Consider the following 22,901-nt stretch of genomic DNA (forward strand, 5'->3'; position numbering starts at 1 on the left):
GATGAAGACCTGCGATTCAAATACGTCCCCCTCAACCGACCGAACCGCGAGCGAACGACCATGACCGAAACCAGCAGCGAGTTCAACGGAAGCGTCCTCGTCACTGTTCCCTCACTTCACTCGGACGTGCGCGAACACGGTTTCGAACTCCTCCCGAATTCGAATATCGACTCCGTCGTCGCGGTGACCTACGGCTGTTCGGCGGACGCGTTTCTCCGAACGTGGCGAAGTCGAGTCGGAACCATTCCGGAGTACGCTCGGATCATCAACGTCGGCCAGATGACGCGGTCGGCGACGACCGAAACGCCGACCGGTACTAACGCCAACGTCGTCCGAACCGTCCAGCGACCCGATGACCTGTCCAGTGTACGGGACAGCATCGAATCGGCATTGGAGTCGGCGACCGGTGAGACGATGCTCGTGTTCGATTCGCTCACCGCCCCGCTCGAACACTGTTCAATTTCCGAGATCGTTTCGTTTTTCGCCCGCATTGCGGAACATCTCGATGACGCCGGTACGGTCGGCTACTTTTACCTCGAAACGCGTGCTCACGACCAGCAGACGATTGCGACGCTTCGCGCACTCGCAAACCGAACGGTCGAAATCGGCAACGATGGTGTCGAGTGGTCGATACGGCCCCTTGGGAAGTTGCCCCGCGATGAACCATCGCTCGACGCGCTGTTCGAGATACTTCGGTCGCGGCGGCGACGCGAGACGCTCCGGTATCTATTTCAACGAACTGAACCGGTCGATATCGAGGAAGTAGTCACGGCCGTCGCCAAATGCGAGCGGTGTGACGATGCGGTGACACAGAACGAGCATCGCCGATACTACACGGCGCTGTATCAACTCCATCTGCCAAAGCTGGACGATGCAAGGCTCGTCGAGCACGATGCCTCGAACCATCGGGTTTCGATTTGTGAGTCCGCACGATGGATTGCGCCGTTTCTTTCCATCGCCGAGGAGTAGCCCCTTTTACCGTCGCGCCACAACCGACCCGCATGGACGCGAATCAGGAAGAGCGCTCGAACCCGTTCAACATGGACGAGGCCTGTACGAACTGCGAGCTGTGCGAACACCGAGAACGGGTCGTCCACGGCTACGGTGACGTGGGTGCCGAGTTTCTCTTCGTCGGGGAGATGCCAAGCGCAGGAGCGGACGAAACCGGTGTTCCGTTCACCGACGACTCGGCGGGAGAGCGATTACAGGACATCCTCGGGCAACTCGGTCTGAGCGACTCCGCCCCGGATGCCACGGAACCCGAACTCGAAAACGCCTTTCTGACCTATCTGACTCGGTGCCATCATTCGGAACGGTCGCCCACGGACGGCGAAATCATGACCTGTGAGCCGTATCTGAACGCCGAAATTCGGATGATAAATCCGGAAATCCTCATCCCCGTCGGCGAGCGCGCGCTCACCGAAATCGCCACGGAGTACACGACGAAACCCGCAAGCGAAATCGACATCGCGGACGATCACGCGACGACGATTCGGGGGCGAGGCTTCGAACTCGTGCCGATGATTCATCCCGGAGACCAGACGGACGAACAGACCGCGGCGTTCGTCGAGGCGTTCCTCGATTTGATGGGGAACGATTATCGGCAGACGAAAGGGAGACAGGGACGGTAAGCAGCTCTCGATTACCAGTAGGGGTTCTGTCGCCACCGCTTCGATTTCGAACCGAGCATCGACAGCACTCCAATAAATACGATAACGAGTGCGATGGTCGCGATGGCCGCCACGTCGGCAAGGAGCGTCGTCACGAGCAGTGCGAGTGCGCCAAGCACGAGCACTGTAAGGAATGTGACGCCGAGTAGCCCGAGGAGTTTCGTCCAGTACATATCGGAAGGGAGAGCAGCGAGGGCATAAAATGGTGGCTTTCAAGGCCATCCCTCGCCCATTGCCGGGTATGACTACTATCGCCGTGCTGGCCGACCCGCCGCGCGAGGGGTTCGTGCTACCGGAACTCGTCGAATCGTCGCCGCTCTCCGAATCCGAGGTGACGGAACTGTACGCCGCAATGGTGAAAGATACGGTCGTCGCCGCCGCAAAAAGCGGCGGCGACCTGCTCGTCAACTACCGTCCGGACGACGCGATTCCTGACGAGTTCAGCGGCGAGATGAGTTCGGAAGCCGAACTCCGCGCGCTGACGGAGGACGCACTGGCGGACGTGACGGGGTCGGAAGCCGAGGACGTTCGTTTCGAGGTGCAAGTCGGGGAGACGTTCGCGGGACGCGCCGGAAACACGGCGACCCACCTGCTCCGAGAGGAAAGCGTGGATTCGGTCGCAATCGTAAACGGCACCGCCCCCATGCTGACGCGAAAGGAACTCGACAGCGCGGCGATGAAACTCCGCCGGAGCGAGGTCGTCCTCGGCCCCGCCGAGGATGGACGAGCCTACTTCGTCGGCCTGACGGACACCATTGATTTCGAGAACGCGTACGTGACGCCGGAACTCGAAACCCTGACGCAGCGGGGAGTCGATGCAGGCCACGAGATCGATTTCCTCCCGACGATGACGAGCGTGAAGTCGGGCGAGGATTTGCGCTCGCTGGTTCCGCTGCTGAACGCGCGAATCGCCGCCAGTCGAATCGTCCCGGTCAACACGGCGACGTATCTCCACGAACTCGGACTGCGCGTCGAAGGACGAGATGGCGACCGCGAAATCGTTCGGTAAATCGTTTTTACAGACCGTCGTCGGTCAGTCTGCAGTCGTGGGTGACGTTCTGCTGTCGGACGGGGTTCCGATTCCCCATCCCGATGCGGCCATCAGGAAGAGGATGGCTGGCGAGAGGAAGCCGAAGAAGTAGTACGGCGCATATTCCAGGGTCGGGACACCGAGTGCGGTCGCCATGTACACCGCTCCGGCGTGCCACGGGATGAGCGCGCCAGTCGGCGTTCCGGCGGCCTCAACAGCCCGCGAGAGGTCTTTACTCTCCAGTCCGTACTCGTCGTAGAGGTTTCGGAGCGTCATTCCGGGGACGACGATGCTCATGTACTGCTGAGCAGTGAGAACGTTGGTGAGCGTCGCCGACGCGCCGGTTCCGGCGACGAGTCCGCCGACGCTGCTGACCTTCTTGGAGAGGTGGTGTGCGAGCACTGCAAGCGTACCCGTTGTCTCCAGCAATCCGCCGAGAGTGAGCGCTGCGACGACGACGCTGATGGTCCACGCCGAGCCTTCGATACCGCCACTCGCCAGGAGGTTGTTCACCATCTTCATTCCCGTCTCCGGGCTGGTGCCGCTGAGGAGCACCTGCCAGCCCGCAGTGAACGATTTTCCTTGGACGAGGATGGTCGTTAGTGCGCCGGAGAAGACGCCAGCGATCAGCGATGGAAGGGCGGGGTAGCCCCGCAGTGCGAGTCCGAAGGTAACGGCCAACGGGAGGAAGACGAGCAACGAGAGGGAGTACGTGCTCATGAGCGCGGACTGAATCTGGCCGACGCTTCCCGTTGAACCGCCGCCAACCGACTGGAGGCCGAGGTAGGCGTAGGCGAGAACGCCGAGTCCGAACGCGACGATGGTTCCGGTTCGCATTCCGCGGATGTGGTCGTAGAGGTCGGTGTTCGTCACCGCCGCCGCGAGGTTCGTCGTGTCGGAGAGCGGTGATTGCTTATCCCCGGCGTACGCACCGGAGAGAATCGCACCGGCCGTCATCGGGGCAGGAACGCCGAGCCCCGACCCGATGCCGATGAACGCGACGCCGAGCGTTCCGACGGTGGTCCACGAAGAACCGATCGAGAACGCCACGAGACCGGACAACAGGGCTGTCACGGGGAGGAACACGGTCGGGGAGAGAACTTCCAGCCCGTAGTACATCAGCCCCGGAATCGTTCCGGAGCTAATCCACGTGGAGATGAGTGCGTAAATCGTGAACAGGATGAGGACCGCCTGCAACCCCATCAGGAGGCTGTCCGCGACACCCTCGTATAGGTCATCCCACGACATTTCCAGCCCGTAGTAGCCGACGAGCCCGGTGAAGACGATTGCCCACAGCAGCGGTACGTGGGGATCCATCTTCAACCACGCCGACCCGACCGCGAGGAACACCACCGTTGCCAGAACGGGTAGAAGTGCCATCCCCAAAGACGGTCGGCGATTCTCCGGTATCTCCGCATATGTGAGCGGTTCGAAGTCCAATGATGCCATCGTACGAAGTCGAATGCACTTGAGGAATTAAACGGTTATGATACAATGCTCCAAAGTAATATCTTGGCTCGGTAACCAATCTCGGCGAACACGTCGGCGAAACGAGACCGACAGTTCTTAGACCCGGTGCCGAGTATCCCTTCGTGTGGTGGGATGGCAGAGCGGCCTATTGCGCCTGCCTTGAAAGCAGGTGGCGTCATGCCTCATGGGTTCAAATCCCATTCCCACCGTTTTTCACACGACTGTTCGGCGAGCGAACGCTCCGTGGAACGTTCGCTCGTACGGGTTTTCAAGCATCGTCAACATTCCATTTACAGTACGGCTACTGATTCCCTTCCTCGACTTCTCTGACGAGTCGCGATTCGAAAACCGCATTCAACGGAACCAGTAAGAACCAACTCGCGATTGCGGGCAATCACATCACGATAGCCGAGACGCCGCCGAAACCGGGAACCCGTGCGTCACTGCTGGACGAACATCGAGGGTGGGTATTTCGAGACCGGAATCGATAAGCGCGAGTGTCAAATCGGGAGCCGATATCGCGCCCCAACCCGAGTCGTCGTCTTGGTCGTTGTTTTTGCTTTGGTCGTTATCGTTCCGCTTTCCCTTCTTTTTCCCGTCCTCTACGCGAACGATTTCGATGCCCGAGAGCATCGGATCTTCCACCTCGTGAAGGAAACGCACGTTGATGACGCCGTCTTTCGGTTTCACGGTGAACGTTTTCACCGTTCCCCTGTCGTGACCCAGTTCCTCGTACATGTCGTAATCGTTGAGGACGCGCTTCCCTTCGATTTCCACGTCGAACTTGCGTGGCCCTTTCTCGTCGTAGTCGTTCCATTCGGAGTTGCCGAAATACGACTCGACGAAATAGAGACGGACGACGTATTTGCCTTTCTCAGCCGGGAACCGATACTGCATCTCGGTGTTGTCGACCCAGTTTCCGGCGTTGTCGGCGTCGTACCGCCTACTCTGGAACACCGCTTCTGGGGTCCCGCTGGGAACCGCGGACGTCGTTGCGATTCGGTCGTTCGTCGCGTTCGTATGGCTTCCACTCTGACGTGCGTTCCCGAACTGCGATGGACGACGCTCGGTATCCCGTGTCCAGTCCGGACCGCCATCCGACATCGGGATTCGTTTTCCACCGACGTTGACGCGATAGAGCACCGATTCCTTCGCTGTGGCCGTCGTGGTTGGTGGCGAAGTTGTGGCCGTCGTGGACGACGTCGTCTGTGGCGACTGCGTCGTCGATTGTGGCGGTTCCGTCGTCGACTGCTCGGCAGTGGTCTGTGCCTGCGTGCTGGTTTGCGTGGTTTCCGTCATGGTTACGGCCGTTGTCCCGTTGCTCATCCCACCCGCTGGCGACCCGATGATGCCGCCTGGAATCCCGGCGACGATAATCATTCCAGCAACGAAGAAGACGACACCACCACCGATGAGCGCCCCGTGGACGAATCCACCTGATGACGTGCCTGACATATTTCTCAAATCCCCCGCTCGTACAGCGCCATGGCCCGGGTTCGCCGTCCCATGGAGTTAATTATACACCTGTTAAAATGCAATCCTTTCTGAATATACCGGGGAGAATCACGTTTCTTACTTAAAAGAACTTGAATTGGCAAGCAGAACAAGCAATTGGGTACTCTTTCTTTTCACTCGGGTGAGTACGATTGCCGAGATTGCACTCCCGGCGAGCGAATTTGCGCTCCGCGAAACGTTCTCGCGACAACCCGGAGCCAGATTCGAAATCGTGGGGGTCGTCGCACACGGTGCCGAACACGTTATGCCGCAAATGCGGGCGACAACGTCAGATACTACTTCTCTTCAGTCGGCGCTGGCGGACAACCCGACCGTCGCCGACGCCCAACTTCTCACGGACCTCGGTGACCGAGGTCTGTTTTGGATGGACTGGGGTGGACGCGTCCACGACGCGATACCGCTTCTCACCGAAGATGAGACGACAGTGCTCGCCGCGCGCGCGGCGAACAGCAAATGGCGTTTTCGAATCCAATCCGACGACCGAAACGCGCTGTCGACGACCTACGAGTTCTGCCAGGACGCCGGATTCTCCGTCGAAATTCAAAACGTACACGAACGGACGACGCTGCTCAAGGAGTCACACCGACTGACTACACAACAGTACGAAACCTTACGAAGCGCCATCGATCGAGGGTACTACGACATTCCGCGGAAAGTGACGACCGAAGATCTCGCAGACGAGTTAGGAATCTCTCATCAGGCCATCTCGGAACGACTCCGCCGAGGACATCGCAGTCTCGTGGAGAGCGGCCTATCGTCACCGAACCCCGACCGCGAATAACGTCGGCGGAAGGGAATCCTTTTCGTCCCCCCGGACAGACGTGGGTACATGGACTGGCCCCACGACCCGGACGGCGAGGAAGGGAGCGAGGGCGGACGGAAGTACGGTCTCGCTATCCTCGCAAAGAAACTGGACGAAGACGAGGATTTCCCGCTTTCGAGCGAGGAGTTCGCCGAGGAGCACGCCGACGAACCGATTCGTATCAACTACAAGAAAGTCGTGAGCGTCGCGGATATTTTCGAATACGTCGAACCGACGGAGTACGAAACCATAGTCGATTTCCACCGTGGTGTCGGCGCTGCGATGCGCTCGGGTGACTTCTGGGATTACCACCCAGTCGGCGAAAACCCCGAGAAAAAGCGCGCCTGATTACTCCTTGTTTTCCGCCGAGTGCTACCGTTTTCCGCTACCGTCAGGTGTCGCGGTGGGCGGCTTCCGCCCGCCGTTGGAGTCGTGCCGTTCGTCAGGGAGGTTCAGTTCCTCATCGACGTTCCACGTCGGATGTGTGTGCGCTTCCGCTCTCACCTTTTCTTCGAGGAGGTTGACTGCGACCCGGTTCGCACCTTCGGGGATGATGAGGTCGGCGTGTTTTTTCGTCGGTTCGACGAACTGCTCGTGCATCGGTTTCACCGTCGAGAGATACTGGTCGATGACGCCTTCGAGACCACGCTCGCGCTCCACCACGTCGCGCTCGATTCGCCGGAGAATGCGCACGTCGGCGTCGGTTTCGACGTACACTTGCAGATCTAACATCTCGTTGACTTCGGCGTCGTAGAGTGCGAAGATGCCTTCGAGTATCACCACGTCGGTCGGTTCGACCGTGACGCGCTCGTCTTTTCGATTGTGAATCGTGAAATCGTACTGTGGCATCTCGATGGTCTGACCGGACAGTAATGCATCGAGATTGTCGCGGAGCAGTTCCCACTCGAACGCCGACGGATGGTCGTAGTTGACCTCCGCACGCTCCTCGAAATCGAGGTGCGAGAGGTCTTCGTAGTAGTTGTCCATCGGAATTCGAGTGACGGAATCGCTTACGTCCTCGGTTATTTCGCGGGCAACCGTCGTTTTTCCCGCGCCAGTGCCCCCGGCGATGCCGATAACGAACGACGGAATGGTCATTGTCGGGTCACTCTCGGGCAGTCGCTTCAATTGCTCGAAACGGAAATCAGTAATCGATTCGGAAGGTCGTCCGTCGATCTATTTTCCGGTGATTTCGATAGCGGCAAGTCGTAGTGCCGTGGTTCTCATTATTGAGATGGAAATCACGATTAGGACTGCTTATAAGCCAGTACCGCAAACCCACTGACAACAGTGACGAACGCCCAGATCACGTTGGTTCAAATCGACAACTACGGTCCGTGGACCGTGACGCCGGAACCGCGCCGGGAAGTAGACCTCCAGACACTCCAATCGCGTCTGTACGCCGACCTTTCGCAACTCATCGGCAATCGTGAGGGCTACGTCTTTTTCACCCGGTTCGACAACATGGTCGCGGTGACGAACGGACTGTCGATGGACGACCACGCGCTCGTACAGGAATCGATCGGAAACCGCTATCCAGTGACGGTCAGTCTCGGTGTCGCCACCGGAACGAGTCCCGTGCAGGCGCTCGCGGACGCCACCGACCAGTTACAGGACGCGGGAAGCGCACAGGATAAGGCGCGGCGTGAAATTCTCCGCGGTCGGACAATCGACGAGGAGTTCCGAACCGACGACGACATCCAAATCGCGCATTTCGACGTGAACGACATGACGGGCAACTTCACCGACGAGGTGAACGCCTTCGACTCGTTCATCCACATCGAACAGGGGTACGCCGAACTGATGAAATACATGCGGGAAGCACACGACTCGCTTTCCTTTTTCGTCGGCGGTGACAACGTCATCGCAGTCTGCCCGAAACTGGACGAAAGGGAATATCAGGACGCCATTCAACACGTCGAAGAGACGGTCGAAGTCGAGTTGAAAGTCGGCGTCGGCAGCGGCCGAGTTCCACAGGATGCGGGGATGGCTGCGAAGCACGCACTGGAAACGTGTCGGGCGGACGGCAGCAGAGTTGAGTTCCAGTAGCGAACCGTATTTATTCGCGGGACGCGGGAATAAAGGTACCGGGGATAGCTTTTAGAAGAGTTGTGTCAAACGTTCACATATGGATGCTGAAATCACCATCCGGGACATGATGACCCGAGATTACGTGGGGGTCAGTGAGTCGGACTCGGTGCTCGGGGCAGTACAGCTCATGCAGTCGGAGGGGGTCGGAAGTGTCGTGGTTCTTCGAGGACGCGAACCAGTCGGGATCATGACCGAATCGGACGTACTCGGCCTCGTCGCGGACGAACAAGATCCTGCCGAGATGACAGTTGATGACGTGATGACAAGTCCCGTCGTTTCGATGCATGCGGATCGCAGTCTGGCTGACGCAGCGGGGATGATGGCACAACAGGGAATCCGGCGGATCGTCGTCACCCGTGACGGCGAACTGGTTGGAGTACTGACCGAACGTGACGTTATTTCGGCCTCGGCGTCACCGTCGAGTATTTCGTCTTCCCGCGAGCCGGACGTGGACGATACCGAACTTGGCGGAGCGATGGAGACGAACGGTGGCGACGACGAGTACACGGGACAAAGTATCTGTGAGGTCTGTGGAAAACTGACCCGCGAACTGACGAACGTCAACGGCCAACTGGTCTGTACGGATTGTCGCGAGTTTTAATTCAACGCTTCTATTGTTCCCTGAATAGAGTAGTTTTTGACGAATTTTAAAAATCTCGAAAGGTAGATTTATATTGTAAGAGTCGATACCCATCTCTGTCCATGCGATATGATATCGAACGGCGCGACGTGTTGAAGGGAGTCGGGACGGCCGGAATTGCCGGCCTCGCCGGCTGTATTGGCGGTGGCGGAGCTGGCAACGGCGGTGGAGACGACAATGGCGGTGGCGGCCCTGACGTTATCAACGTCATCGGCTACCCGCAGAGTGGTATCCAGCTGTTTCGCGATTACTACAAAAACACCGACGGGAACCACAAAATCATCGTTCCCGACGGGCTACTCGACACCGACCTGCCGAAGCAAGTCAGCAACGACATGCAGAACATCACCGGGACGGCCCCGGCCGCATCCGGCCCGAACAAAAAGGCGTTCACGCAGATGTACAAAGACCAGTATGGGAGTGCGCCGGGCGTCTTCACGTCACATTCCTATGACGCGGTCGCCATCCTCATTCTCGCGAACGCGGCGGCGGGTGCGAACGATGGAACCAAAATCCGTGATCAGATGCGTCGCGTCGCCAACGGGGGCGGACAAAAGTATGGCCCCGAAAACTTCGTCAAGGGGGTTAAAGCCGCCGCACGAGGCGAAGACATCAACTACCAAGGAGCATCCAGCGTCGTCGATTTCAACGACAAGGGTGACCCGGCGTCCGCTGCTTACGACGTGTGGAAGTTCGCTCCGGATACGGAAGACGGCTACAAAACTGTCGATACCATCGACTTCGAAGGCAGTGTCGGCGGGAAGATGGCCGACAGTTCGCCCGGTGGCAAGAACCGGGAAATCATGGTCGGTATCCTGCTTCCCGAAACCGGCGACCTCGGTTCCGTCGGGAGTCAAATGATTCAGGCGGCGAAAATCCCTGTCAAACAGGTCAACGACGCGGGAATCAACGTGACCGTGAAATCCCAAGTGGAAGACACACAGACCACAAAGCAGGCTTCGCTGTCCGGTGCGAACGCACTCATCAGCGCGGGCTATCCGGCTATCTGTGGCCCGGCCTCGTCCGGTAACAACATTCCGGTGAGCAAGCAGGTGTACACGAAACAGAGCGTCGTCGGCTGCTCACCGTCGAGCACGGCACTCACCGTCACCAACTTGCAGGACAACGATTTCATCTTCCGAACGGCCCCGAGCGACCTGCTTCAGGGCAAGGTGATGGCGCAAGTCGCCGCCAAGCGACTCAGCGGAAAGTCGGCGTCCACGTTGTACGTGAACAACAGCTACGGTCAACAGCTGTCTGAAAAGTTCTCGAGTTCGTTCAAGGACAAACACAATGGCGAAATCATGAACCAAGTGTCGTTCAACAAGGGCGAAAATTCCTACACCTCCGTCATCAACAAAGCGATGGGCTCGAAATAATCCCGTTCCCCCGCTCGAACGCCTCACATCGGAAACGGTAATCCATTCTGACACCTGTAGTATCGACCACTAGTAGATGAATCGACCGAGATATATAACGATAGTTTAAAATAGACTTTTGTTCCAGAACGACGACGGTTTCCCCGGGTATGAGTCCAAAAATCGACAGACGAACCTACCTTCGGGGGGTGGGTGGAATGGGCGCAGCGACGACCGTTGGCCTGATGGGGAACCTCCAACAGAATGGGGGTCCGGATATGCTCACCGTCATCGGCTATCCGCAAAGCGGGATTCAGCTATTCCGTGACCTATACGCAATGCAACAAGACCAGGCCATTGACGTTCTCGTTCCCGACGGGTTACAAGATCCTGCCCTTCCACAGCAGGTCGGCAACAACATGCAGAACGTCACTGGGACGGTTCCAGCCGCGGCCGGACCGAACCAAGAGGCGTTTAACCAACTGTTCCAAGACCAGTATAACCAGTCACCCGGCGTCTTCACGTCGCAGTCGTACGACTCGGTCGCAATCCTGATTCTGGCGAACGCCGCTGCGGGTGAGAACACCGGGTCGGCCATCCGCGATCAGATGCGCCGAATCGCCAATTCGGGTGGACAGGATTATGGCCCAGAGAACTTCGTCGAGGCGGTTGAGGCCGCCGCGAACGGAGACGACATCAACTATCAAGGGGCATCGAGCACAACCGACTTCGACCAAAACGGCGACCCGGCCGCCGCTTCCTACGACGTGTGGAAGTTCGCGCCGCAGACAGATGCCGGTATCAGAACCGTCAACACCCGCCGATTCGAGAGCAATGCAGGGGGGCCGAGTGCAAACAGCGCACCCGGCGGAATGGGCCGAACCATCAGAGTCGGCATTCTGTACGCCGAAACCGGCGACCTCGGATCCGTTGGGACGCCTATGGTTCAGGCAGCACGACTCCCGATTCAGCAGGTGAACCAATCCGACATCGACCTCCAAGTCGAAACGCAGGTCGAAGACACACAGACCGCCAGACAACCGGCACTCAGCGGGGCAAACGCGCTCGTCAACGCCGGTTACCCGGCTATCTCCGGCCCTATGTCCTCGGGGAACAACATTCCCGTCTCGACCGAGGTGTACATCCCGAATGAAATCGTCGGCTGCTCACCATCGAGTACGGCGATTACCGTCACGCGCCTTCAGGACAACGATTACGTCTTCCGGACGGCACCGAGCGATATCCTACAGGGCGGTGTGATGGCACAGGTCGCCGCCGAACGACTGGGCGCGCAATCCGCCTCGACGCTGTTCGTGAACAACGACTACGGCCAGCAACTGTCGGAGCAGTTCGCACAGGATTTCCAGCAGAACCACAACGGAGAGGTTCTCAATCAGGTCGCGTTCAACATCGGCGAATCGTCGTACACGTCCGTGCTCAATCAGGCGCTGAGCGGGTAATCCGACGAGTCGGAAGTCGAATTCATCACGCTGTTTTTTCGCCCATCGTTTCCGCGTTGGAGCGACCAGTTTCCATCCGTTCCGACGATTCGGTTGTCAGTCGCATTCGAGAGCAGCACCGTTGCTGGCCTCCGGGGATTAGAGAGCGTCACGTTGCGTACCGAGTTGCCTCGCGAATCGAGGAGCAGTAGTGACGACGTACCGGTCGCACGGACGACGCTGTCGTTCACGCGCCCCTGGCGACTCCCTAGAAGTGCGATGCCGGTTTCGGTACGCGTGACCGTCGCATTGGCCACCGCGACCCGTCGTGAGTCCGCGACGAATACGCCGGTCGAACTTTGATACCGAATCGTACTATCTCGGACGATACCCTCATCCGAATCCACGAAGGAGATTCCCGAAACCCCGTTCATGGCCGAGAGGCGTGTAACGCTCGCTCCCGGCGACGACGCGAACGTCACTCCATCGACGGTGCGCCACGTTCGCACGTTCCGGACGACGCCATCGGGAGCGGACTCGTACCGAATTCCGAACGTCCACCGGCGGACGGAGAGGTTCCGAACCGTGACGTTCGCGCCGGTTACGGCGACGCCGGTCGTGTTTTCTCGGAACACACCTCCATCGACGGAATGTCCTGCGCCTGAGAGGACGACATCGTCGGCGTTCACTCGGATGCAGGTTTTCGCGGGAGATTCGATGTCGCCGGAGAGGACGTATCTTCCCGATTCCGTAATCGTCGTGCAGGAATCGAGCCGTGTCGGTTGTGCCTCTCTGAGAGGCGAAGTTGGGCCGAGTCCGAAGACGACGGGTGTGACGGCCAATGCGAAAACGACCACGATGACTCCCCGACGATGGACTACCATAGACGACACACGCGCTGCTGTCGCTTGTTGATTACTGCCGAAAAATGAGATCGAGGACTATCCGCCGAGGAACTCCTGTCTGACTTCCTCGTCAGCCAGCAATGCGTCGCCGGAGTCCACGAACCGATTGCCACCTTGGACGAGGACGTAGCCGCGGTCACACCGTCGCAGTGCCTCTTTCGCGTTCTGCTCGACCATCAGGATGGCCGTCCCGCTGTCGTTGATTTCGTCCACCTTGTCGAACATTTCGGCGACGAGGTCGGGCGCGAGTCCCGCACTCGGTTCGTCCAACATCAGCAGGTCGGGGTCGAGCATCAGCGCGCGCCCCATGGCGAGCATCTGCTGTTGGCCGCCGGACATCGTGCCCGCCTTCTGGTCTCTACGCTCGTTCAGAATCGGGAAGCGTTCGAACACCTCGGCGAGCGCGTCCTCCGGCACCTCGTCCAGAATGTACGCACCCATCTCCAAGTTCTCCTGCACAGAGAGCGACCCGAAGATGTTGTCGTTCTGGGGGACATACCCGAGTCCCAGATGGATGATATCCTCGGGGCTCATCCGTTGAATCTCGGTTCCGTCGAAGGTGACCGTCCCACCCATGTAGGTTGTCAGTCCGAAGACGGATTTCATCACGGTCGATTTCCCCGCCCCGTTCGGGCCGACGATGGTGACGTACTCCCCGTCGTCGACGTGCATATCGACGTGGTCGAGGATTTGAAGGTCTTCGCCGTACCCCGCATCGAGGCCGTCGATTTCGAGAAGCGCCATCAGATTTCCTCCCCGAGGTAGGCGTCGATAACCTGTTCATTCGAGCGAATCGCCGCCGGTTCGCCCTCGGCAAGCACTTTCCCCTGGTGCATGACGATAACGTGTTCGCAGTTGTTCATGATAACGTCCATATCATGTTCCACGAGCAGGAACGTGTAGCCTTGCTCACGCAGTTCGTGAACGTGTTTGAGCAGTTTCTTCTCCAGCGAGGGGTTGACACCCGCCAGCGGTTCGTCCAGCAGAACCATCTGCGGGTCGGTCATGAGCGCTCGTGCCATCTCCAGCAGTTTTCGCTGGCCGCCCGAGAGGTTACCCGCGTACTCCTCAGCGAGATGGTCGATTTCGAAGAAATCGAGCATCTCCCACGCACGTTCGAGCACGTCTTCTTCCTGTTTTTGGATATCGCCCCGCAGCCCTGGCATCACCGACCGCCAGAGTTTCTCACCCTGCTGTCCTTTCGGTGCGAGCATCATGTTTTCGAGCACGGTCATCTCCGAGAGTTCGCGAGCGATTTGAAACGTTCGAACCAGCCCGCGGTTTGCGATTTCGTACGGATGAAGCCCGGTAATGTTCTCGTCGTCGAAGTACACCGCGCCGCTGTCCGGTTGGTGAACGCCGGTGATGAGGTTGAACGTGGTGGACTTTCCGGCCCCGTTTGGCCCGATGAGTCCTGTGAACGACCCCTGTTCGACGGAGAACGTCGCCCCATCGACTGCGGTGATGCCGCCGAACGTCTTGCGAAGGTTCTCCACGCGAAGCGGGGTTTCGCTCAAATCGGCATTTTCGCCCCCGAGACTGAGCGATTCAGTCTGTTCTGACTCGCTCGCAGTCATTCTTGCTCACCTCCCTTCACGCCGCCATCCGCCGCTGGCTTCGGTTCCGACGCACCACTCCCGCTACGCGGCCGCGTAAGCGGGATGCTGGCGGCCTCTTCCTTCCGGTGGCCGAGCACACCTTCGGGGCGGTGTTGCATTATCCAGATGAGCACGATGCCCATGATGACCAACTGCAGTGCGTTGATGTTGTTGATGGCGTAGGCTACGAATGGCGTGATGTTGCCCGCGAATATCGGCCCGATCGCATCGGCGAACGTGTTCGGTGCCGCCGAGACGTTGTACACCTGCCGGATGATGTTCTTCAGATACAACGGGCCCTGGAATAGCAATCCGGCGAACACCGCCGCACCGAGGACGCTTCCGGTGTTCGACCCGGCGCCGCCGATGATGAGCGCCAACCAGACGAAGAAGGTCACCTGTGGCTTGAACGATGTCGGCGTGATAGCACCCTGTCGAAGTTGCCAGAGGATGCCCGCTAGCCCCATCAGCGCACAGCCGAGCATGAACGATTTGATTTTGAATCGGTTGGTGTCCTTCCCGAGCGCGTTCGCAACCTCCTCGTCCTCACGGATGGCTTTGAGCACCCGACCGAACGGTGATTCGCCGGTTCGCTTGAGGAGCCAGTAGAAAGCGGCCACGAATCCCATCAAGATGATTGCATAGGTGAGCGAGTCGAGCACCGGGCCGACACTGCCACCTACGAACGGGTTCAATGCGTTCTCTATCGCCACGTACGGGCCGCTGTCGAACAGCGGTTGCAAAGGGTCGTCGTAATTCAACAACAGCCCACGTCCGCCACCGGTTCCGAGGTCTTTGCCGAATATCGTGACGTTCTGGAACTGGTTCGACATCACGATGAACCGAACGATTTCGGACATCGCGATGGTCACGATGGCGAGATAGTCGGCCCGCAACCGAAGCGCGGGAAGCGCGATGAGCAAGCCGAGAAGCGCCGCGGCGAGCATTCCGGCAATGATACCGACCCAAAGCGGAAGGCCGAGACCGGAAACGGTCGCGGCCCCCGCCGTCGCGCTCGCGGGTGGCTTCGAGACGATTGCCATCGTGTACAACCCGACAGCCATGAACCCCGCGATACCGATGTTGAACAGTCCAGTGTATCCCCAGTGGAGGTTCAACGCGAGCGCCAACATCCCGTACACGCCGATGAGGAACGTGAGGCGCGCGAGGGAGTTTATCTGGCCGCGGAACGAGTAGCCCAGGGCCGACCCCGCGAGGATGTACAGCGCGTAGAGGCTGAACAACGCGACGAGGATGAGCACCGTGTCGTTGATCTCGAAATCGCGAACGCGGGTACTCATGCGGTCGTCCTCCCTGCGAACAGTCCCTGTGGCTTGAACAGCAGGATGAGAATCATCATGCCGAACGCGGCGGCCCGGCCGAACTCACCCGGAATCCAGATGATGGCCAAGTCCCACGTGAGTCCGATAACTAATCCGCCGAGAATCGCGCCGTAAATCGACCCGATACCGCCGAGAATGACCGCGGCGAAAATCGGGAGCAAGAGAAGCCATCCGAACTGGAAGTCGATAGTGCCCGTCCAGAGCACCATCAGGTAGCCCGCGATGCCGGTCAGTCCACCACCGATAATCCACGTCCAGCGGATGACGCGTTCGGTCGGAATTCCGGTGATCTGCGCGAGATCCTCGTTGTCGGCCATGGCACGCATCGCCTTGCCGAGTTTCGTCCGCTGAAGCAGGACGTGAACACCCAGCATCAATCCGACCGTCGAAACGAGCAGGGTGACGTCGTGTGCCGTCACGGGAACGATCCCATCCCAGAGCAGCAGGCTCCACGTCGGGATTTCCTGCGATGCGGTGGTTCCGCGGTTCGCCGTCGAGAAGACGAACACGATGAGATAGCGGAGCATGAACGCTACACCGACGCTCGTGATGAGCAGTGCGATTCCGCTCGCATCGCGCATCGGTTTGTAAACCACACGGTCGATGAACAGGGCGAGTATGATGGTTCCTAGCCCGGCCAACACCAACCCCAGGAGAACTGCGAGTGGCGTGGTCGCGACTGTGATGTTGAGATTGCTTGCATACACCGTCCCGCCAGCACCGACGAGCAGCAGACCAGCAAGGCCGGATTTGCCGAGTCCGGCGATGAGGTAGGTGACTGCCCAGCCGGTGAACGCACCACTCGTGATGTAATCCCCGTGCGAGAAATTAGCGAAATTCAGAATGCTATACGTCATTGAAAGCCCGATTCCGGCGAGACCGATGATGAGTCCGCGCATGAGACCGCTCCAGACGAGCGACCCCACGTCGGACACGCGTAGGTTGCCGAGCAACAGGCGATTGAGGAAATCCACGACGAGGAGCACCGCGAAAAGGCCAACGACCACAAGCAGTGGTCGCTCGACTACGAGGCGCCGCCCGCGTGAATAGGTTTCATTTACGCCGTCCATTGGTAACTCTCCACACGATAATCGGTTCCGGTCAGGCTATTAAACCTTTCCGACAGAGTCGTCTGGTGAATTTCGGTAATGGCGGAATACTTCCGAACGTTTGAAGATCGTGTCCGAATCTTTTGTTTTCGCACTGTTTACTCGGAACCGTGTTTATTTCGATTGTCGACTACCGACACACATATGCCGAGCGGTGTTGGAGGCACACGTATGCCTATTCAGACCCTGGACGACCTCGCCGTCCAAGGGACGACCCTCGGCGTACGCATCGACATCAACAGCCCGTTGACCGAGTCCGGTGACCTCGCCGACGACGCGCGACTCCGGGCGCACGTCGATACCCTCTCGGAACTGTTGGAACGCGGCGGTAAAGTGGCTATTTTCGCCCACCAAGGCAGACCCGGTGGCGACGACTTCGCGAGTCTGTCCGCGCACGCGGATCGACTGGACGAACTGCTTTCCTATCCCGTCTCCCACTGTGATGCGACGTTCTCGGCGGACGCACGAACCGCGGTTACGAACCTTCGTGAGAGTGAGGCCATCGTGCTGGAGAACACGCGGTTTTACAGCGAGGAGTACATGGAGTTCCCGGCGAAGCAGGCCGCCCAGACACACCTCGTCGACCGCCTTGTACCGGTTCTCGACGCCTACGTCAACGACGCGTTCGCAGCAGCACACCGTTCACAGCCGTCACTCGTCGGGTTCCCGACTCGACTTCCGGGCTACGTCGGCCGCGTTATGGAGAAGGAACTCGACGTGCTCGGGGATATCAACGCGACACCACGTCCGCGCGTGTACGTCGTCGGCGGCGCGAAGGTTTCCGATTCGATTGCCGTCGCGGAAAACGTGTTGGAACGCGACCTCGCGGATCACGTGTTGACGGCCGGTGTCGTCGGCAACGTCTTCCTGTTCGCCGACGGCGCAGACCTCGGCGACGCCACCGCGGACTTCATCCACGACCAAGGCTACTGGGACTACATCGACGACGCTGCGGAACTACTCGAAACCTACGGTGACGAAATCCACCTCCCGAAAGACGCCGCAGTCGAGCGAGACGGCGAGCGCACCGAACTCACCCGTGACATCTTCCCGCCGAACGAAGACGAGGCTGCGATGGATATCGGCGAGGCCACCATCGCGGCGTATTCGAAGATACTCCGCGATGCGGGCACCGTCATTCTTAACGGTCCGGCAGGCGTATTCGAGGATGACACGTTCGCCGACGGCACTCGCGAGTTGTACACCGAAGCGGTGAATGCGGAGTACAGCATCGTCGGCGGCGGCGATACTGCGGCAGCGATTCGGAAATTCGACCTCTCCGGGTTCGACCACGTGAGCACGGGCGGCGGCGCATGTCTCCGCATGCTCACCGGCGACCCGCTCCCCGCGGTTGAAGCACTCTCACGATAAATGGTCACGGTAGAGGCGGCGACAAGTGCGGATATCGACCACATCGCCGACCTTTGGGTCGAACTCGCGCGCGACCAGCGCGCATACGGCTCACATCTCCTTCCCGATAAAAACCGCGCGACTGTCCGCGACAGCATCGCGCGACATATCATCGAAAACACCCTGTTCATCGCTCGTGACCCGAATATCGTCGGCTTCGTCATGTTCGAGCTCCAATCCGGCATCTACGAACAGGCGACTACTCGAGGCATCATCCAGAACATCTACGTCGAACCCGACCACCGTGATATGGGTATCGGCTCGAGGCTCCTCGATGCCGCGGAACAAGCGCTCATCGAGCGCGGTGCGGACGCGTTGGCGTTGGAAGTGATGACCGCGAACGAAAACGCCCGAAGACTGTACCGAAACCGGGGATACGAACCGCACCGTATCGAGGTGGAAAAATCGATTGAAAACGATAATCACTCAAAGGAGTAGCCACAACCACCAACTGCGCCAAGGGAGCTTGGGTGGTTCAAGCACTCGATTTGTAATCGAGAATACGTGGGTTCAAATCCCACCCTTGGCTTTTCTGTCTGCGTCGACATCGACGTGGACGAAAGCCGAACTGGCGATTTGAATCAGATCAGACACGGCCCGCGCAGTGAGTGAGAACGAACGAGGTGGAATGTCTGAACGAGGTTCCAAATCCCCCTTGACTCTCCCATTTACGAATCCAAGGAATTTCGAGACGGACGACGCTTATTTTCTCGTTATCGCGGCGTACGCTAGCGCTCTCGTCGGTGGATTTTACACGGTCAAGCCGGGTACATAGAACAGCCGACACTAGTGCCCGAACCGACGACTGGAACGACTAGCACGTGGAACCAAACGACCACGATAGCGGAAGAAATCACGCCGCAAGGAACCGTCGCTCAGGGAACAGCGGTCGAGGGGGCGACCGTTCGAACACAACCGGCGAACCAACCGCCATTAGGAGATACAAATGAAAGTCCGATTTCGTTCGTTCTCTCAATCATCGGTGCAATTGTCGGGGCACTGATTGCTCTTGCGGTGATTTTCCGGAGAGTTCGGTGGACGACGCCGATTTAATGATGCCTTTTTATACTATTTAACCGCTATTCGCGGTGCGTGACCGGCATCAATACTACCACAAAAACAACCAATACCGGCGACACAACCCTCGACGGACAGGATTAATCGACTCTTAACTCAGGATCCTGGTTTGTGAACTGTTGCTAGCCGACCGACTGCCCACAACTATCGGCCGGTTTTATACCGACACGGTGCCTGTTCGTTTTTCATGAGCCGCACCCAGAGCGTCCCCCTCTGGATGGCATCTCCCGAGGAGTTCCGAAGTACGCTGAAGATGGTACTGAGTACAGCGTACAAGAACGACCGTCGGTTCGACCGCTCGTGGACGTTCAGCTATCCAGACGACGATCTGTCCGACCTGATGGTCGAAATTACCCACTTGGAGAAGGGTGGAACTGAGGTGATGATGAACCTACCCCAACCGACGAAACCACCCGAGCAAGCCGTTGTCAAGGATTTCCGCGACGTACTTGGCGACCTCCTCCTGAAGGGCCACCACAGGGGAATCGAGTTCGACCGTTCGTGGACGCTGCGATATCCCGACGCCGACCACCCGGATCTGATGGTCGAGGTGACGCACGTCGAATCGCAGGCAGACTGAACAGAAAACATATATTTTTCTACCGGTGACATCCGTGCATGGTTGCGTTCAGTTACAGTGACGACGACTTGTTGTTGACGACGAGCCACTCGGTTCCAGGACGTGAAATCACGAACCACCACGGTAATCGTGGTCGCGGATGTGACCCCGGGCCGCCACATCGGGAAGGACATCGCTGGCGGCCTCCGTGACATGGTGGGCGGACGCTCCAAGTCGTGGGAAAACACGCTCGAAGAGAACCAACGACTCGCACTCGACGAGTTGGTCGATGAGGCAAAATCACTCGGTGCGGATGCGGTCGTCGCGGTCGAACTCGTGGACGAATCGCTGGGCGCGCAAGGCGGAATGATGAACGTCAAAGTGTCCGGTACCGCCGTCTCAACGAGGTGACGAATCGTTTCGTCGTCGGTGAAAATCGCCTACGACGAACCTTAGGAGTCGTTTAATTCCATATCCTCTTCCGCATCGCCCGACCCGATTCCGAGCGTGGCGGCGGTTTCGATGGCTTCGAGTCCGTCGAGTTCGCAGAGGTCGGCGACGGATTTTTGTGGAACGACGACGCGAAGCGACTCGAATTCCAGTTCCGCATCGATTTCACCATCGAGTGCTTCGACCGCTTCGGCGATCTGCTCGGAGTCCACTTCACTGAGTCGGAGGACGAGCGCCACCGATTCATCCTCCGGTTCGTCGCGCATTCTGCGAACGGGGTGTGAGAGGTAGGTCATTCGAGCGTCGAGAGGATTTCTTCGGCGTGTCCGTCGGGCGATACGTCTGCGAAGACGTGTTCGATGGTGCCGTCGGAAGCGACGACGAACGTGTTTCGAAAGACACCGTCGAAGGTGTTTCCGAACATGTTCTTCTCGCCGTAGGAGTCGTAGGCGCTTGCGACCTCGCCGGATTCGTCGCTCAGTAGCTCGAAGGGGAGGTCGTATTTCTCGCGGAATTTTTCGAGGTCGGAAACCGGGTCGTCACTGATTCCAAGGACGGTAACGTCCCGTTCTGCGAACTCGTCCCACGAATCACGGAAGCTACACGCTTCGGTGGTGCAACCGGGGGTGTCGGCGCGCGGGTAGAAGTAGACGACGACTCTCCCGTCGAAATCGTCCAGCGCGACGGTCTCTCCTGCGTGATTTTTGCATTCGAACGGCGGTGCTTGTTGGCCGGGTTCGAGCATAGTATTCGCTTCGGAACGAGCGACGAATTGCGTTACGGAGTTACTCGCCAGCGATGACGAACGTTCGCCCGCCTTTGCGTTCGAGGTGGACGGCACCGTCTTCGGTAGAGGTTCGGACGTACGCCGCGACTTCGTTGGCCGACAGTCCGGATACGTCTGCTGAATTCCACGGTCGTACGTCCGATTGATCCGCCCCCACTTCGACGTTCATGTTCAGTTCTTGTCCAGTTGGATAATGAAAGAAAGTCTAGCAGAGTGAAAGTGAAAGTGATAGCGAGACGAACGGTGGAACGGTTTCCCGCAGTTCGTTGTCGATTACGCAGTTCGGTTGGAAGCGGTACAGCGAGGGAAGTCGATTCGCCAGCGTGAAAGATATGTTCGATAGTAATGAAACGTAAGACCACCCCGAAGCACCGAGAAATGAACGGTAGCCAGTGGGTTCGTCGCGGTTCGTCGGCGAGGTTACGATCGTAGAAATGAGCGATTGCGTCGCCCCGTCTCGCATGATATTCCACCCGATGAGCGAAACGAAACAGTTCGAAACGGGCCGTTGGTGTACCGACGCTCGACAAACGGTCGCACCGGTTTATTTCGCCGTATCGTGAACCGGTCGACCGCCCTTTCAGGGCGGAGAACAACCATGGCACAACAGTACCAACAACCGACCGGTCAGACGGGACAACAGTATCAACAGCCGATGAGACAACAACACCAGGGAGGACAACAACCGCAAATCGGACAGCAACCGATCGGTCAAATGGGCCAGGAACAGGTCGGAACGCGGGAGATGCAGTTCGAGGACTCTCTTCCGGGCGAACTCCGCATCGCACTGGACGACTTCACGAAGGTCGAGAAAACCGCAGAGTGGGCCATCGACAAGTGTTTGGATCTCGGGCCACAGGTCGCCCCGGTCGTGCGCGAACTGGAGGATGTCGCGGAACTCGCCGAACTCAATGTCAAACTCATTGCCCGTGATTCGGTACACGGGCCAAAGGTTGCACGGACGTTCGTCGAGGTGGGGCAGGAGTGTCTCCAGAAGATTCGACAGTACCAGCAGCCGTATCTACAGCAGGTTTCGATGAACATTCAGAAGGCCATCGAATCGACACAAAAGATGCTTTCGACACTCGGGCAGGGTCAGCAGATGGGTCAGCAAGGAGTTCCGCAACAGGGAGTCGGTCTGTCTGGAATCGGCCAGCAGTTGCCTACCGGAACACAGCAGACGGGGTCGCAAGCTCAGCAGTTCGGAAGCCGATGAGATAGTCTCGATGACACGTGGCCGCTGATTTTTTAATCCAAAGGCGATACTAACCTTCGATGGATGGGAAGTTGTCCAACGAAGACCGCGAGCGGATTAAACGATTCCTCGAAAAACCTCGTTACCAGCGAACGCCGGACTTACTCTGTCCTGGCGAGGACGAACAGTCCGACTAACTCGAAATTGTAACCTGTTCGCCGTCCTGTTCGACGAGTTCGCGCTCTCGAAGAGTTCTAACAATGGTGTACAGTGCGATTTTCGGGAGATCCAGACCAGTCTGTAGTTCCTCGATTGTCGCTCCCTGTGTCGTCGTGAGATAGAGATACACGAGTTTTGCACGGGGAGAAGCCAGTTCGTCGGGCATCGATGTCGTCGGTGGTGCTCTGATACTCATGTGGGTAGTACGGAGCAAACATTCGACGATAATAAATC

29 protein-coding genes and 2 tRNA genes are annotated in these 22,901 nt (G+C 58.4%); 17 read left to right on the plus strand and 14 right to left on the minus strand.

The genetic code is table 11. The annotated features are described in order from the left end of the window. Positions 1 to 60: 60 nt before the first annotated feature. A complete protein-coding gene (locus tag ACN2TU_RS07725; RefSeq protein ID WP_435154432.1) occupies positions 61 to 969 on the plus strand; it encodes a DUF7504 family protein in 909 nt (302 codons plus the stop codon). A 32-nt stretch (positions 970 to 1,001) separates the two neighbouring features. Further along, positions 1,002 to 1,631, plus strand: a complete 630-nt coding sequence (locus ACN2TU_RS07730) for a uracil-DNA glycosylase (protein WP_435154434.1) — start codon at positions 1,002 to 1,004, stop codon at positions 1,629 to 1,631. 11 nt (positions 1,632 to 1,642) lie between these two features. Here the strand turns inward: ACN2TU_RS07730 and ACN2TU_RS07735 are convergent, their stop codons facing one another. After that, a complete protein-coding gene (locus ACN2TU_RS07735) occupies positions 1,643 to 1,843 on the minus strand; it encodes a hypothetical protein (RefSeq protein WP_435154436.1) in 201 nt (66 codons plus the stop codon). Positions 1,844 to 1,911: 68 nt separating this feature from the next. Here ACN2TU_RS07735 and ACN2TU_RS07740 point away from each other — a divergent pair, with 68 nt between their 5' ends. After that, complete coding sequence (locus ACN2TU_RS07740; RefSeq protein ID WP_435154438.1) at positions 1,912 to 2,679, plus strand: TIGR04282 family arsenosugar biosynthesis glycosyltransferase; 768 nt, start codon at positions 1,912 to 1,914, stop codon at positions 2,677 to 2,679. Between the two features lie 24 nt (positions 2,680 to 2,703). Here ACN2TU_RS07740 and arcD read toward each other — a convergent pair whose 3' ends face one another. Continuing rightward, positions 2,704 to 4,149: an arginine/ornithine antiporter ArcD gene (gene arcD, locus ACN2TU_RS07745; RefSeq protein WP_435154440.1), complete on the minus strand. Its 1,446-nt coding sequence runs from the start codon at positions 4,147 to 4,149 to the stop codon at positions 2,704 to 2,706. A 147-nt stretch (positions 4,150 to 4,296) separates the two neighbouring features. Between arcD and ACN2TU_RS07750 the strand changes: the two genes are divergently transcribed. Continuing rightward, positions 4,297 to 4,379: transfer RNA gene (locus ACN2TU_RS07750), tRNA-Ser, on the plus strand. 190 nt (positions 4,380 to 4,569) lie between these two features. Here the strand turns inward: ACN2TU_RS07750 and ACN2TU_RS07755 are convergent. After that, the gene (locus ACN2TU_RS07755) at positions 4,570 to 5,625 is read right to left on the minus strand and encodes a malectin domain-containing carbohydrate-binding protein (RefSeq protein WP_435154441.1); all 1,056 of its coding nucleotides are present in this window, start codon (positions 5,623 to 5,625) and stop codon (positions 4,570 to 4,572) included. Between the two features lie 181 nt (positions 5,626 to 5,806). On the opposite strand from ACN2TU_RS07755, the gene ACN2TU_RS07760 reads away from it, so the two are divergent. Together ACN2TU_RS07760 and ACN2TU_RS07765 are read left to right on the plus strand one after the other, a co-directional pair. Next, the gene (locus tag ACN2TU_RS07760; protein WP_435154442.1) at positions 5,807 to 6,466 is read left to right on the plus strand and encodes a helix-turn-helix domain-containing protein; all 660 of its coding nucleotides are present in this window, start codon (positions 5,807 to 5,809) and stop codon (positions 6,464 to 6,466) included. 48 nt (positions 6,467 to 6,514) lie between these two features. Further along, on the plus strand, positions 6,515 to 6,835 hold the full coding sequence (locus ACN2TU_RS07765; protein ID WP_435154443.1) for a DUF5785 family protein: 321 nt from the start codon (positions 6,515 to 6,517) through the stop codon (positions 6,833 to 6,835). A 24-nt stretch (positions 6,836 to 6,859) separates the two neighbouring features. Here ACN2TU_RS07765 and udk read toward each other — a convergent pair whose 3' ends face one another. Next, complete coding sequence (gene udk, locus ACN2TU_RS07770; protein ID WP_435154445.1) at positions 6,860 to 7,585, minus strand: uridine kinase; 726 nt, start codon at positions 7,583 to 7,585, stop codon at positions 6,860 to 6,862. 192 nt (positions 7,586 to 7,777) lie between these two features. On the opposite strand from udk, the gene ACN2TU_RS07775 reads away from it, so the two are divergent. From ACN2TU_RS07775 to ACN2TU_RS07790, 4 genes are all read left to right on the plus strand, one after another. Continuing rightward, on the plus strand, positions 7,778 to 8,536 hold the full coding sequence (locus tag ACN2TU_RS07775; protein ID WP_435154446.1) for a GTP cyclohydrolase III: 759 nt from the start codon (positions 7,778 to 7,780) through the stop codon (positions 8,534 to 8,536). Between the two features lie 79 nt (positions 8,537 to 8,615). Beyond that, a complete protein-coding gene (locus ACN2TU_RS07780) occupies positions 8,616 to 9,179 on the plus strand; it encodes a CBS domain-containing protein (protein WP_435154448.1) in 564 nt (187 codons plus the stop codon). Between the two features lie 101 nt (positions 9,180 to 9,280). After that, the gene (locus tag ACN2TU_RS07785) at positions 9,281 to 10,597 is read left to right on the plus strand and encodes an ABC transporter substrate-binding protein (protein WP_435154450.1); all 1,317 of its coding nucleotides are present in this window, start codon (positions 9,281 to 9,283) and stop codon (positions 10,595 to 10,597) included. Positions 10,598 to 10,746: 149 nt separating this feature from the next. Further along, on the plus strand, positions 10,747 to 12,036 hold the full coding sequence (locus ACN2TU_RS07790) for an ABC transporter substrate-binding protein (protein ID WP_435154452.1): 1,290 nt from the start codon (positions 10,747 to 10,749) through the stop codon (positions 12,034 to 12,036). Here ACN2TU_RS07790 and ACN2TU_RS07795 read toward each other — a convergent pair. From ACN2TU_RS07795 to ACN2TU_RS07815, 5 genes are read right to left on the minus strand one after another with little or no spacing between them, the layout of a single operon-like run. Continuing rightward, complete coding sequence (locus ACN2TU_RS07795) at positions 12,018 to 12,899, minus strand: NosD domain-containing protein (protein ID WP_435154454.1); 882 nt, start codon at positions 12,897 to 12,899, stop codon at positions 12,018 to 12,020. The two genes, ACN2TU_RS07790 and ACN2TU_RS07795, sit on opposite strands and share 19 nt — an antisense overlap. 57 nt (positions 12,900 to 12,956) lie before the next feature. Then, positions 12,957 to 13,664, minus strand: a complete 708-nt coding sequence (locus ACN2TU_RS07800; RefSeq protein ID WP_435154456.1) for an ABC transporter ATP-binding protein — start codon at positions 13,662 to 13,664, stop codon at positions 12,957 to 12,959. Then, on the minus strand, positions 13,664 to 14,497 hold the full coding sequence (locus ACN2TU_RS07805) for an ABC transporter ATP-binding protein (RefSeq protein WP_435154458.1): 834 nt from the start codon (positions 14,495 to 14,497) through the stop codon (positions 13,664 to 13,666). The genes ACN2TU_RS07800 and ACN2TU_RS07805 overlap by 1 nt, the downstream gene beginning before the upstream one ends. Further along, entirely contained in the window at positions 14,494 to 15,819 is a 1,326-nt protein-coding gene (locus ACN2TU_RS07810) for a branched-chain amino acid ABC transporter permease (protein ID WP_435154459.1), read from the minus strand. The genes ACN2TU_RS07805 and ACN2TU_RS07810 overlap by 4 nt, the downstream gene beginning before the upstream one ends. Beyond that, positions 15,816 to 16,931 (minus strand): branched-chain amino acid ABC transporter permease, encoded by a 1,116-nt coding sequence (locus ACN2TU_RS07815; protein WP_435154460.1) that lies wholly within the window; start codon positions 16,929 to 16,931, stop codon positions 15,816 to 15,818. Before ACN2TU_RS07815 ends, ACN2TU_RS07810 begins: the two co-directional genes overlap by 4 nt. 210 nt (positions 16,932 to 17,141) lie before the next feature. Here ACN2TU_RS07815 and ACN2TU_RS07820 point away from each other — a divergent pair, with 210 nt between their 5' ends. The 6 genes from ACN2TU_RS07820 to ACN2TU_RS07845 all read left to right on the plus strand — a co-directional run bounded on the left by ACN2TU_RS07820 (position 17,142) and on the right by ACN2TU_RS07845 (position 20,427). Next, on the plus strand, positions 17,142 to 18,341 hold the full coding sequence (locus ACN2TU_RS07820) for a phosphoglycerate kinase (protein WP_435154461.1): 1,200 nt from the start codon (positions 17,142 to 17,144) through the stop codon (positions 18,339 to 18,341). Further along, entirely contained in the window at positions 18,342 to 18,818 is a 477-nt protein-coding gene (locus ACN2TU_RS07825; RefSeq protein ID WP_435154463.1) for a GNAT family N-acetyltransferase, read from the plus strand. It abuts the gene before it with no gap. A 17-nt stretch (positions 18,819 to 18,835) separates the two neighbouring features. Continuing rightward, a tRNA-Thr gene (locus ACN2TU_RS07830) sits at positions 18,836 to 18,909 on the plus strand. A 260-nt stretch (positions 18,910 to 19,169) separates the two neighbouring features. After that, positions 19,170 to 19,433, plus strand: coding sequence for a hypothetical protein (locus tag ACN2TU_RS07835; protein ID WP_435154464.1), 264 nt, complete (start codon positions 19,170 to 19,172; stop codon positions 19,431 to 19,433). A gap of 211 nt (positions 19,434 to 19,644) precedes the next feature. Beyond that, positions 19,645 to 20,037: a hypothetical protein gene (locus ACN2TU_RS07840; RefSeq protein ID WP_435154466.1), complete on the plus strand. Its 393-nt coding sequence runs from the start codon at positions 19,645 to 19,647 to the stop codon at positions 20,035 to 20,037. Between the two features lie 102 nt (positions 20,038 to 20,139). Continuing rightward, complete coding sequence (locus tag ACN2TU_RS07845; protein WP_435154467.1) at positions 20,140 to 20,427, plus strand: heavy metal-binding domain-containing protein; 288 nt, start codon at positions 20,140 to 20,142, stop codon at positions 20,425 to 20,427. A 41-nt stretch (positions 20,428 to 20,468) separates the two neighbouring features. On the opposite strand, the gene ACN2TU_RS07850 is transcribed toward ACN2TU_RS07845, so the two are convergent. From ACN2TU_RS07850 to ACN2TU_RS07865, 4 genes are read right to left on the minus strand one after another with little or no spacing between them, the layout of a single operon-like run. After that, positions 20,469 to 20,762 carry a hypothetical protein gene (locus tag ACN2TU_RS07850; RefSeq protein ID WP_435154469.1) on the minus strand — a complete coding sequence of 98 codons (294 nt, stop codon included), beginning with the start codon at positions 20,760 to 20,762 and terminating at the stop codon, positions 20,469 to 20,471. Continuing rightward, positions 20,759 to 21,211: a thioredoxin-dependent thiol peroxidase gene (gene bcp, locus ACN2TU_RS07855; protein ID WP_435154471.1), complete on the minus strand. Its 453-nt coding sequence runs from the start codon at positions 21,209 to 21,211 to the stop codon at positions 20,759 to 20,761. The genes ACN2TU_RS07850 and bcp overlap by 4 nt, the downstream gene beginning before the upstream one ends. Positions 21,212 to 21,251: 40 nt before the next feature. Beyond that, on the minus strand, positions 21,252 to 21,422 hold the full coding sequence (locus ACN2TU_RS07860; protein WP_435154472.1) for a hypothetical protein: 171 nt from the start codon (positions 21,420 to 21,422) through the stop codon (positions 21,252 to 21,254). 36 nt (positions 21,423 to 21,458) lie between these two features. Continuing rightward, a complete protein-coding gene (locus tag ACN2TU_RS07865; RefSeq protein WP_435154473.1) occupies positions 21,459 to 21,716 on the minus strand; it encodes a hypothetical protein in 258 nt (85 codons plus the stop codon). Positions 21,717 to 21,851: 135 nt separating this feature from the next. Between ACN2TU_RS07865 and ACN2TU_RS07870 the strand changes: the two genes are divergently transcribed. Continuing rightward, the gene (locus tag ACN2TU_RS07870; RefSeq protein ID WP_435154474.1) at positions 21,852 to 22,469 is read left to right on the plus strand and encodes a hypothetical protein; all 618 of its coding nucleotides are present in this window, start codon (positions 21,852 to 21,854) and stop codon (positions 22,467 to 22,469) included. A 172-nt stretch (positions 22,470 to 22,641) separates the two neighbouring features. On the opposite strand, the gene ACN2TU_RS07875 is transcribed toward ACN2TU_RS07870, so the two are convergent. Next, positions 22,642 to 22,863 carry a TrmB family transcriptional regulator gene (locus ACN2TU_RS07875; protein ID WP_435154475.1) on the minus strand — a complete coding sequence of 74 codons (222 nt, stop codon included), beginning with the start codon at positions 22,861 to 22,863 and terminating at the stop codon, positions 22,642 to 22,644. Between the last annotated feature and the right edge of the window lie 38 nt (positions 22,864 to 22,901).

It is taken from the genome of Haladaptatus marinus, from assembly GCF_051194195.1.

Bases quoted from the DNA above. Each gene is read 5' to 3' on its own strand.
- ACN2TU_RS07735 (WP_435154436.1), bottom strand. From the start codon at position 1,843: ATGTACTGGACGAAACTCCTCGGGCTACTCGGCGTCACATTCCTTACA.
- ACN2TU_RS07805 (WP_435154458.1), bottom strand. From the start codon at position 14,497: ATGACTGCGAGCGAGTCAGAACAGACTGAATCGCTCAGTCTCGGGGGC.
- ACN2TU_RS07765 (WP_435154443.1), top strand. From the start codon at position 6,515: ATGGACTGGCCCCACGACCCGGACGGCGAGGAAGGGAGCGAGGGCGGA.
- bcp (WP_435154471.1), bottom strand. From the start codon at position 21,211: ATGCTCGAACCCGGCCAACAAGCACCGCCGTTCGAATGCAAAAATCAC.
- ACN2TU_RS07800 (WP_435154456.1), bottom strand. From the start codon at position 13,664: ATGGCGCTTCTCGAAATCGACGGCCTCGATGCGGGGTACGGCGAAGAC.
- ACN2TU_RS07825 (WP_435154463.1), top strand. From the start codon at position 18,342: ATGGTCACGGTAGAGGCGGCGACAAGTGCGGATATCGACCACATCGCC.
- ACN2TU_RS07755 (WP_435154441.1), bottom strand. From the start codon at position 5,625: ATGTCAGGCACGTCATCAGGTGGATTCGTCCACGGGGCGCTCATCGGT.
- ACN2TU_RS07790 (WP_435154452.1), top strand. From the start codon at position 10,747: ATGAGTCCAAAAATCGACAGACGAACCTACCTTCGGGGGGTGGGTGGA.
- ACN2TU_RS07785 (WP_435154450.1), top strand. From the start codon at position 9,281: ATGCGATATGATATCGAACGGCGCGACGTGTTGAAGGGAGTCGGGACG.
- ACN2TU_RS07725 (WP_435154432.1), top strand. From the start codon at position 61: ATGACCGAAACCAGCAGCGAGTTCAACGGAAGCGTCCTCGTCACTGTT.
- ACN2TU_RS07780 (WP_435154448.1), top strand. From the start codon at position 8,616: ATGGATGCTGAAATCACCATCCGGGACATGATGACCCGAGATTACGTG.
- ACN2TU_RS07850 (WP_435154469.1), bottom strand. From the start codon at position 20,762: ATGACCTACCTCTCACACCCCGTTCGCAGAATGCGCGACGAACCGGAG.
- arcD (WP_435154440.1), bottom strand. From the start codon at position 4,149: ATGGCATCATTGGACTTCGAACCGCTCACATATGCGGAGATACCGGAG.
- ACN2TU_RS07810 (WP_435154459.1), bottom strand. From the start codon at position 15,819: ATGAGTACCCGCGTTCGCGATTTCGAGATCAACGACACGGTGCTCATC.
- ACN2TU_RS07875 (WP_435154475.1), bottom strand. From the start codon at position 22,863: ATGAGTATCAGAGCACCACCGACGACATCGATGCCCGACGAACTGGCT.
- ACN2TU_RS07815 (WP_435154460.1), bottom strand. From the start codon at position 16,931: ATGGACGGCGTAAATGAAACCTATTCACGCGGGCGGCGCCTCGTAGTC.
- ACN2TU_RS07795 (WP_435154454.1), bottom strand. From the start codon at position 12,899: ATGGTAGTCCATCGTCGGGGAGTCATCGTGGTCGTTTTCGCATTGGCC.
- ACN2TU_RS07860 (WP_435154472.1), bottom strand. From the start codon at position 21,422: ATGAACGTCGAAGTGGGGGCGGATCAATCGGACGTACGACCGTGGAAT.
- ACN2TU_RS07820 (WP_435154461.1), top strand. From the start codon at position 17,142: ATGCCTATTCAGACCCTGGACGACCTCGCCGTCCAAGGGACGACCCTC.
- ACN2TU_RS07870 (WP_435154474.1), top strand. From the start codon at position 21,852: ATGGCACAACAGTACCAACAACCGACCGGTCAGACGGGACAACAGTAT.
- ACN2TU_RS07840 (WP_435154466.1), top strand. From the start codon at position 19,645: ATGAGCCGCACCCAGAGCGTCCCCCTCTGGATGGCATCTCCCGAGGAG.
- ACN2TU_RS07730 (WP_435154434.1), top strand. From the start codon at position 1,002: ATGGACGCGAATCAGGAAGAGCGCTCGAACCCGTTCAACATGGACGAG.
- ACN2TU_RS07865 (WP_435154473.1), bottom strand. From the start codon at position 21,716: ATGCGAGACGGGGCGACGCAATCGCTCATTTCTACGATCGTAACCTCG.
- ACN2TU_RS07740 (WP_435154438.1), top strand. From the start codon at position 1,912: ATGACTACTATCGCCGTGCTGGCCGACCCGCCGCGCGAGGGGTTCGTG.
- udk (WP_435154445.1), bottom strand. From the start codon at position 7,585: ATGACCATTCCGTCGTTCGTTATCGGCATCGCCGGGGGCACTGGCGCG.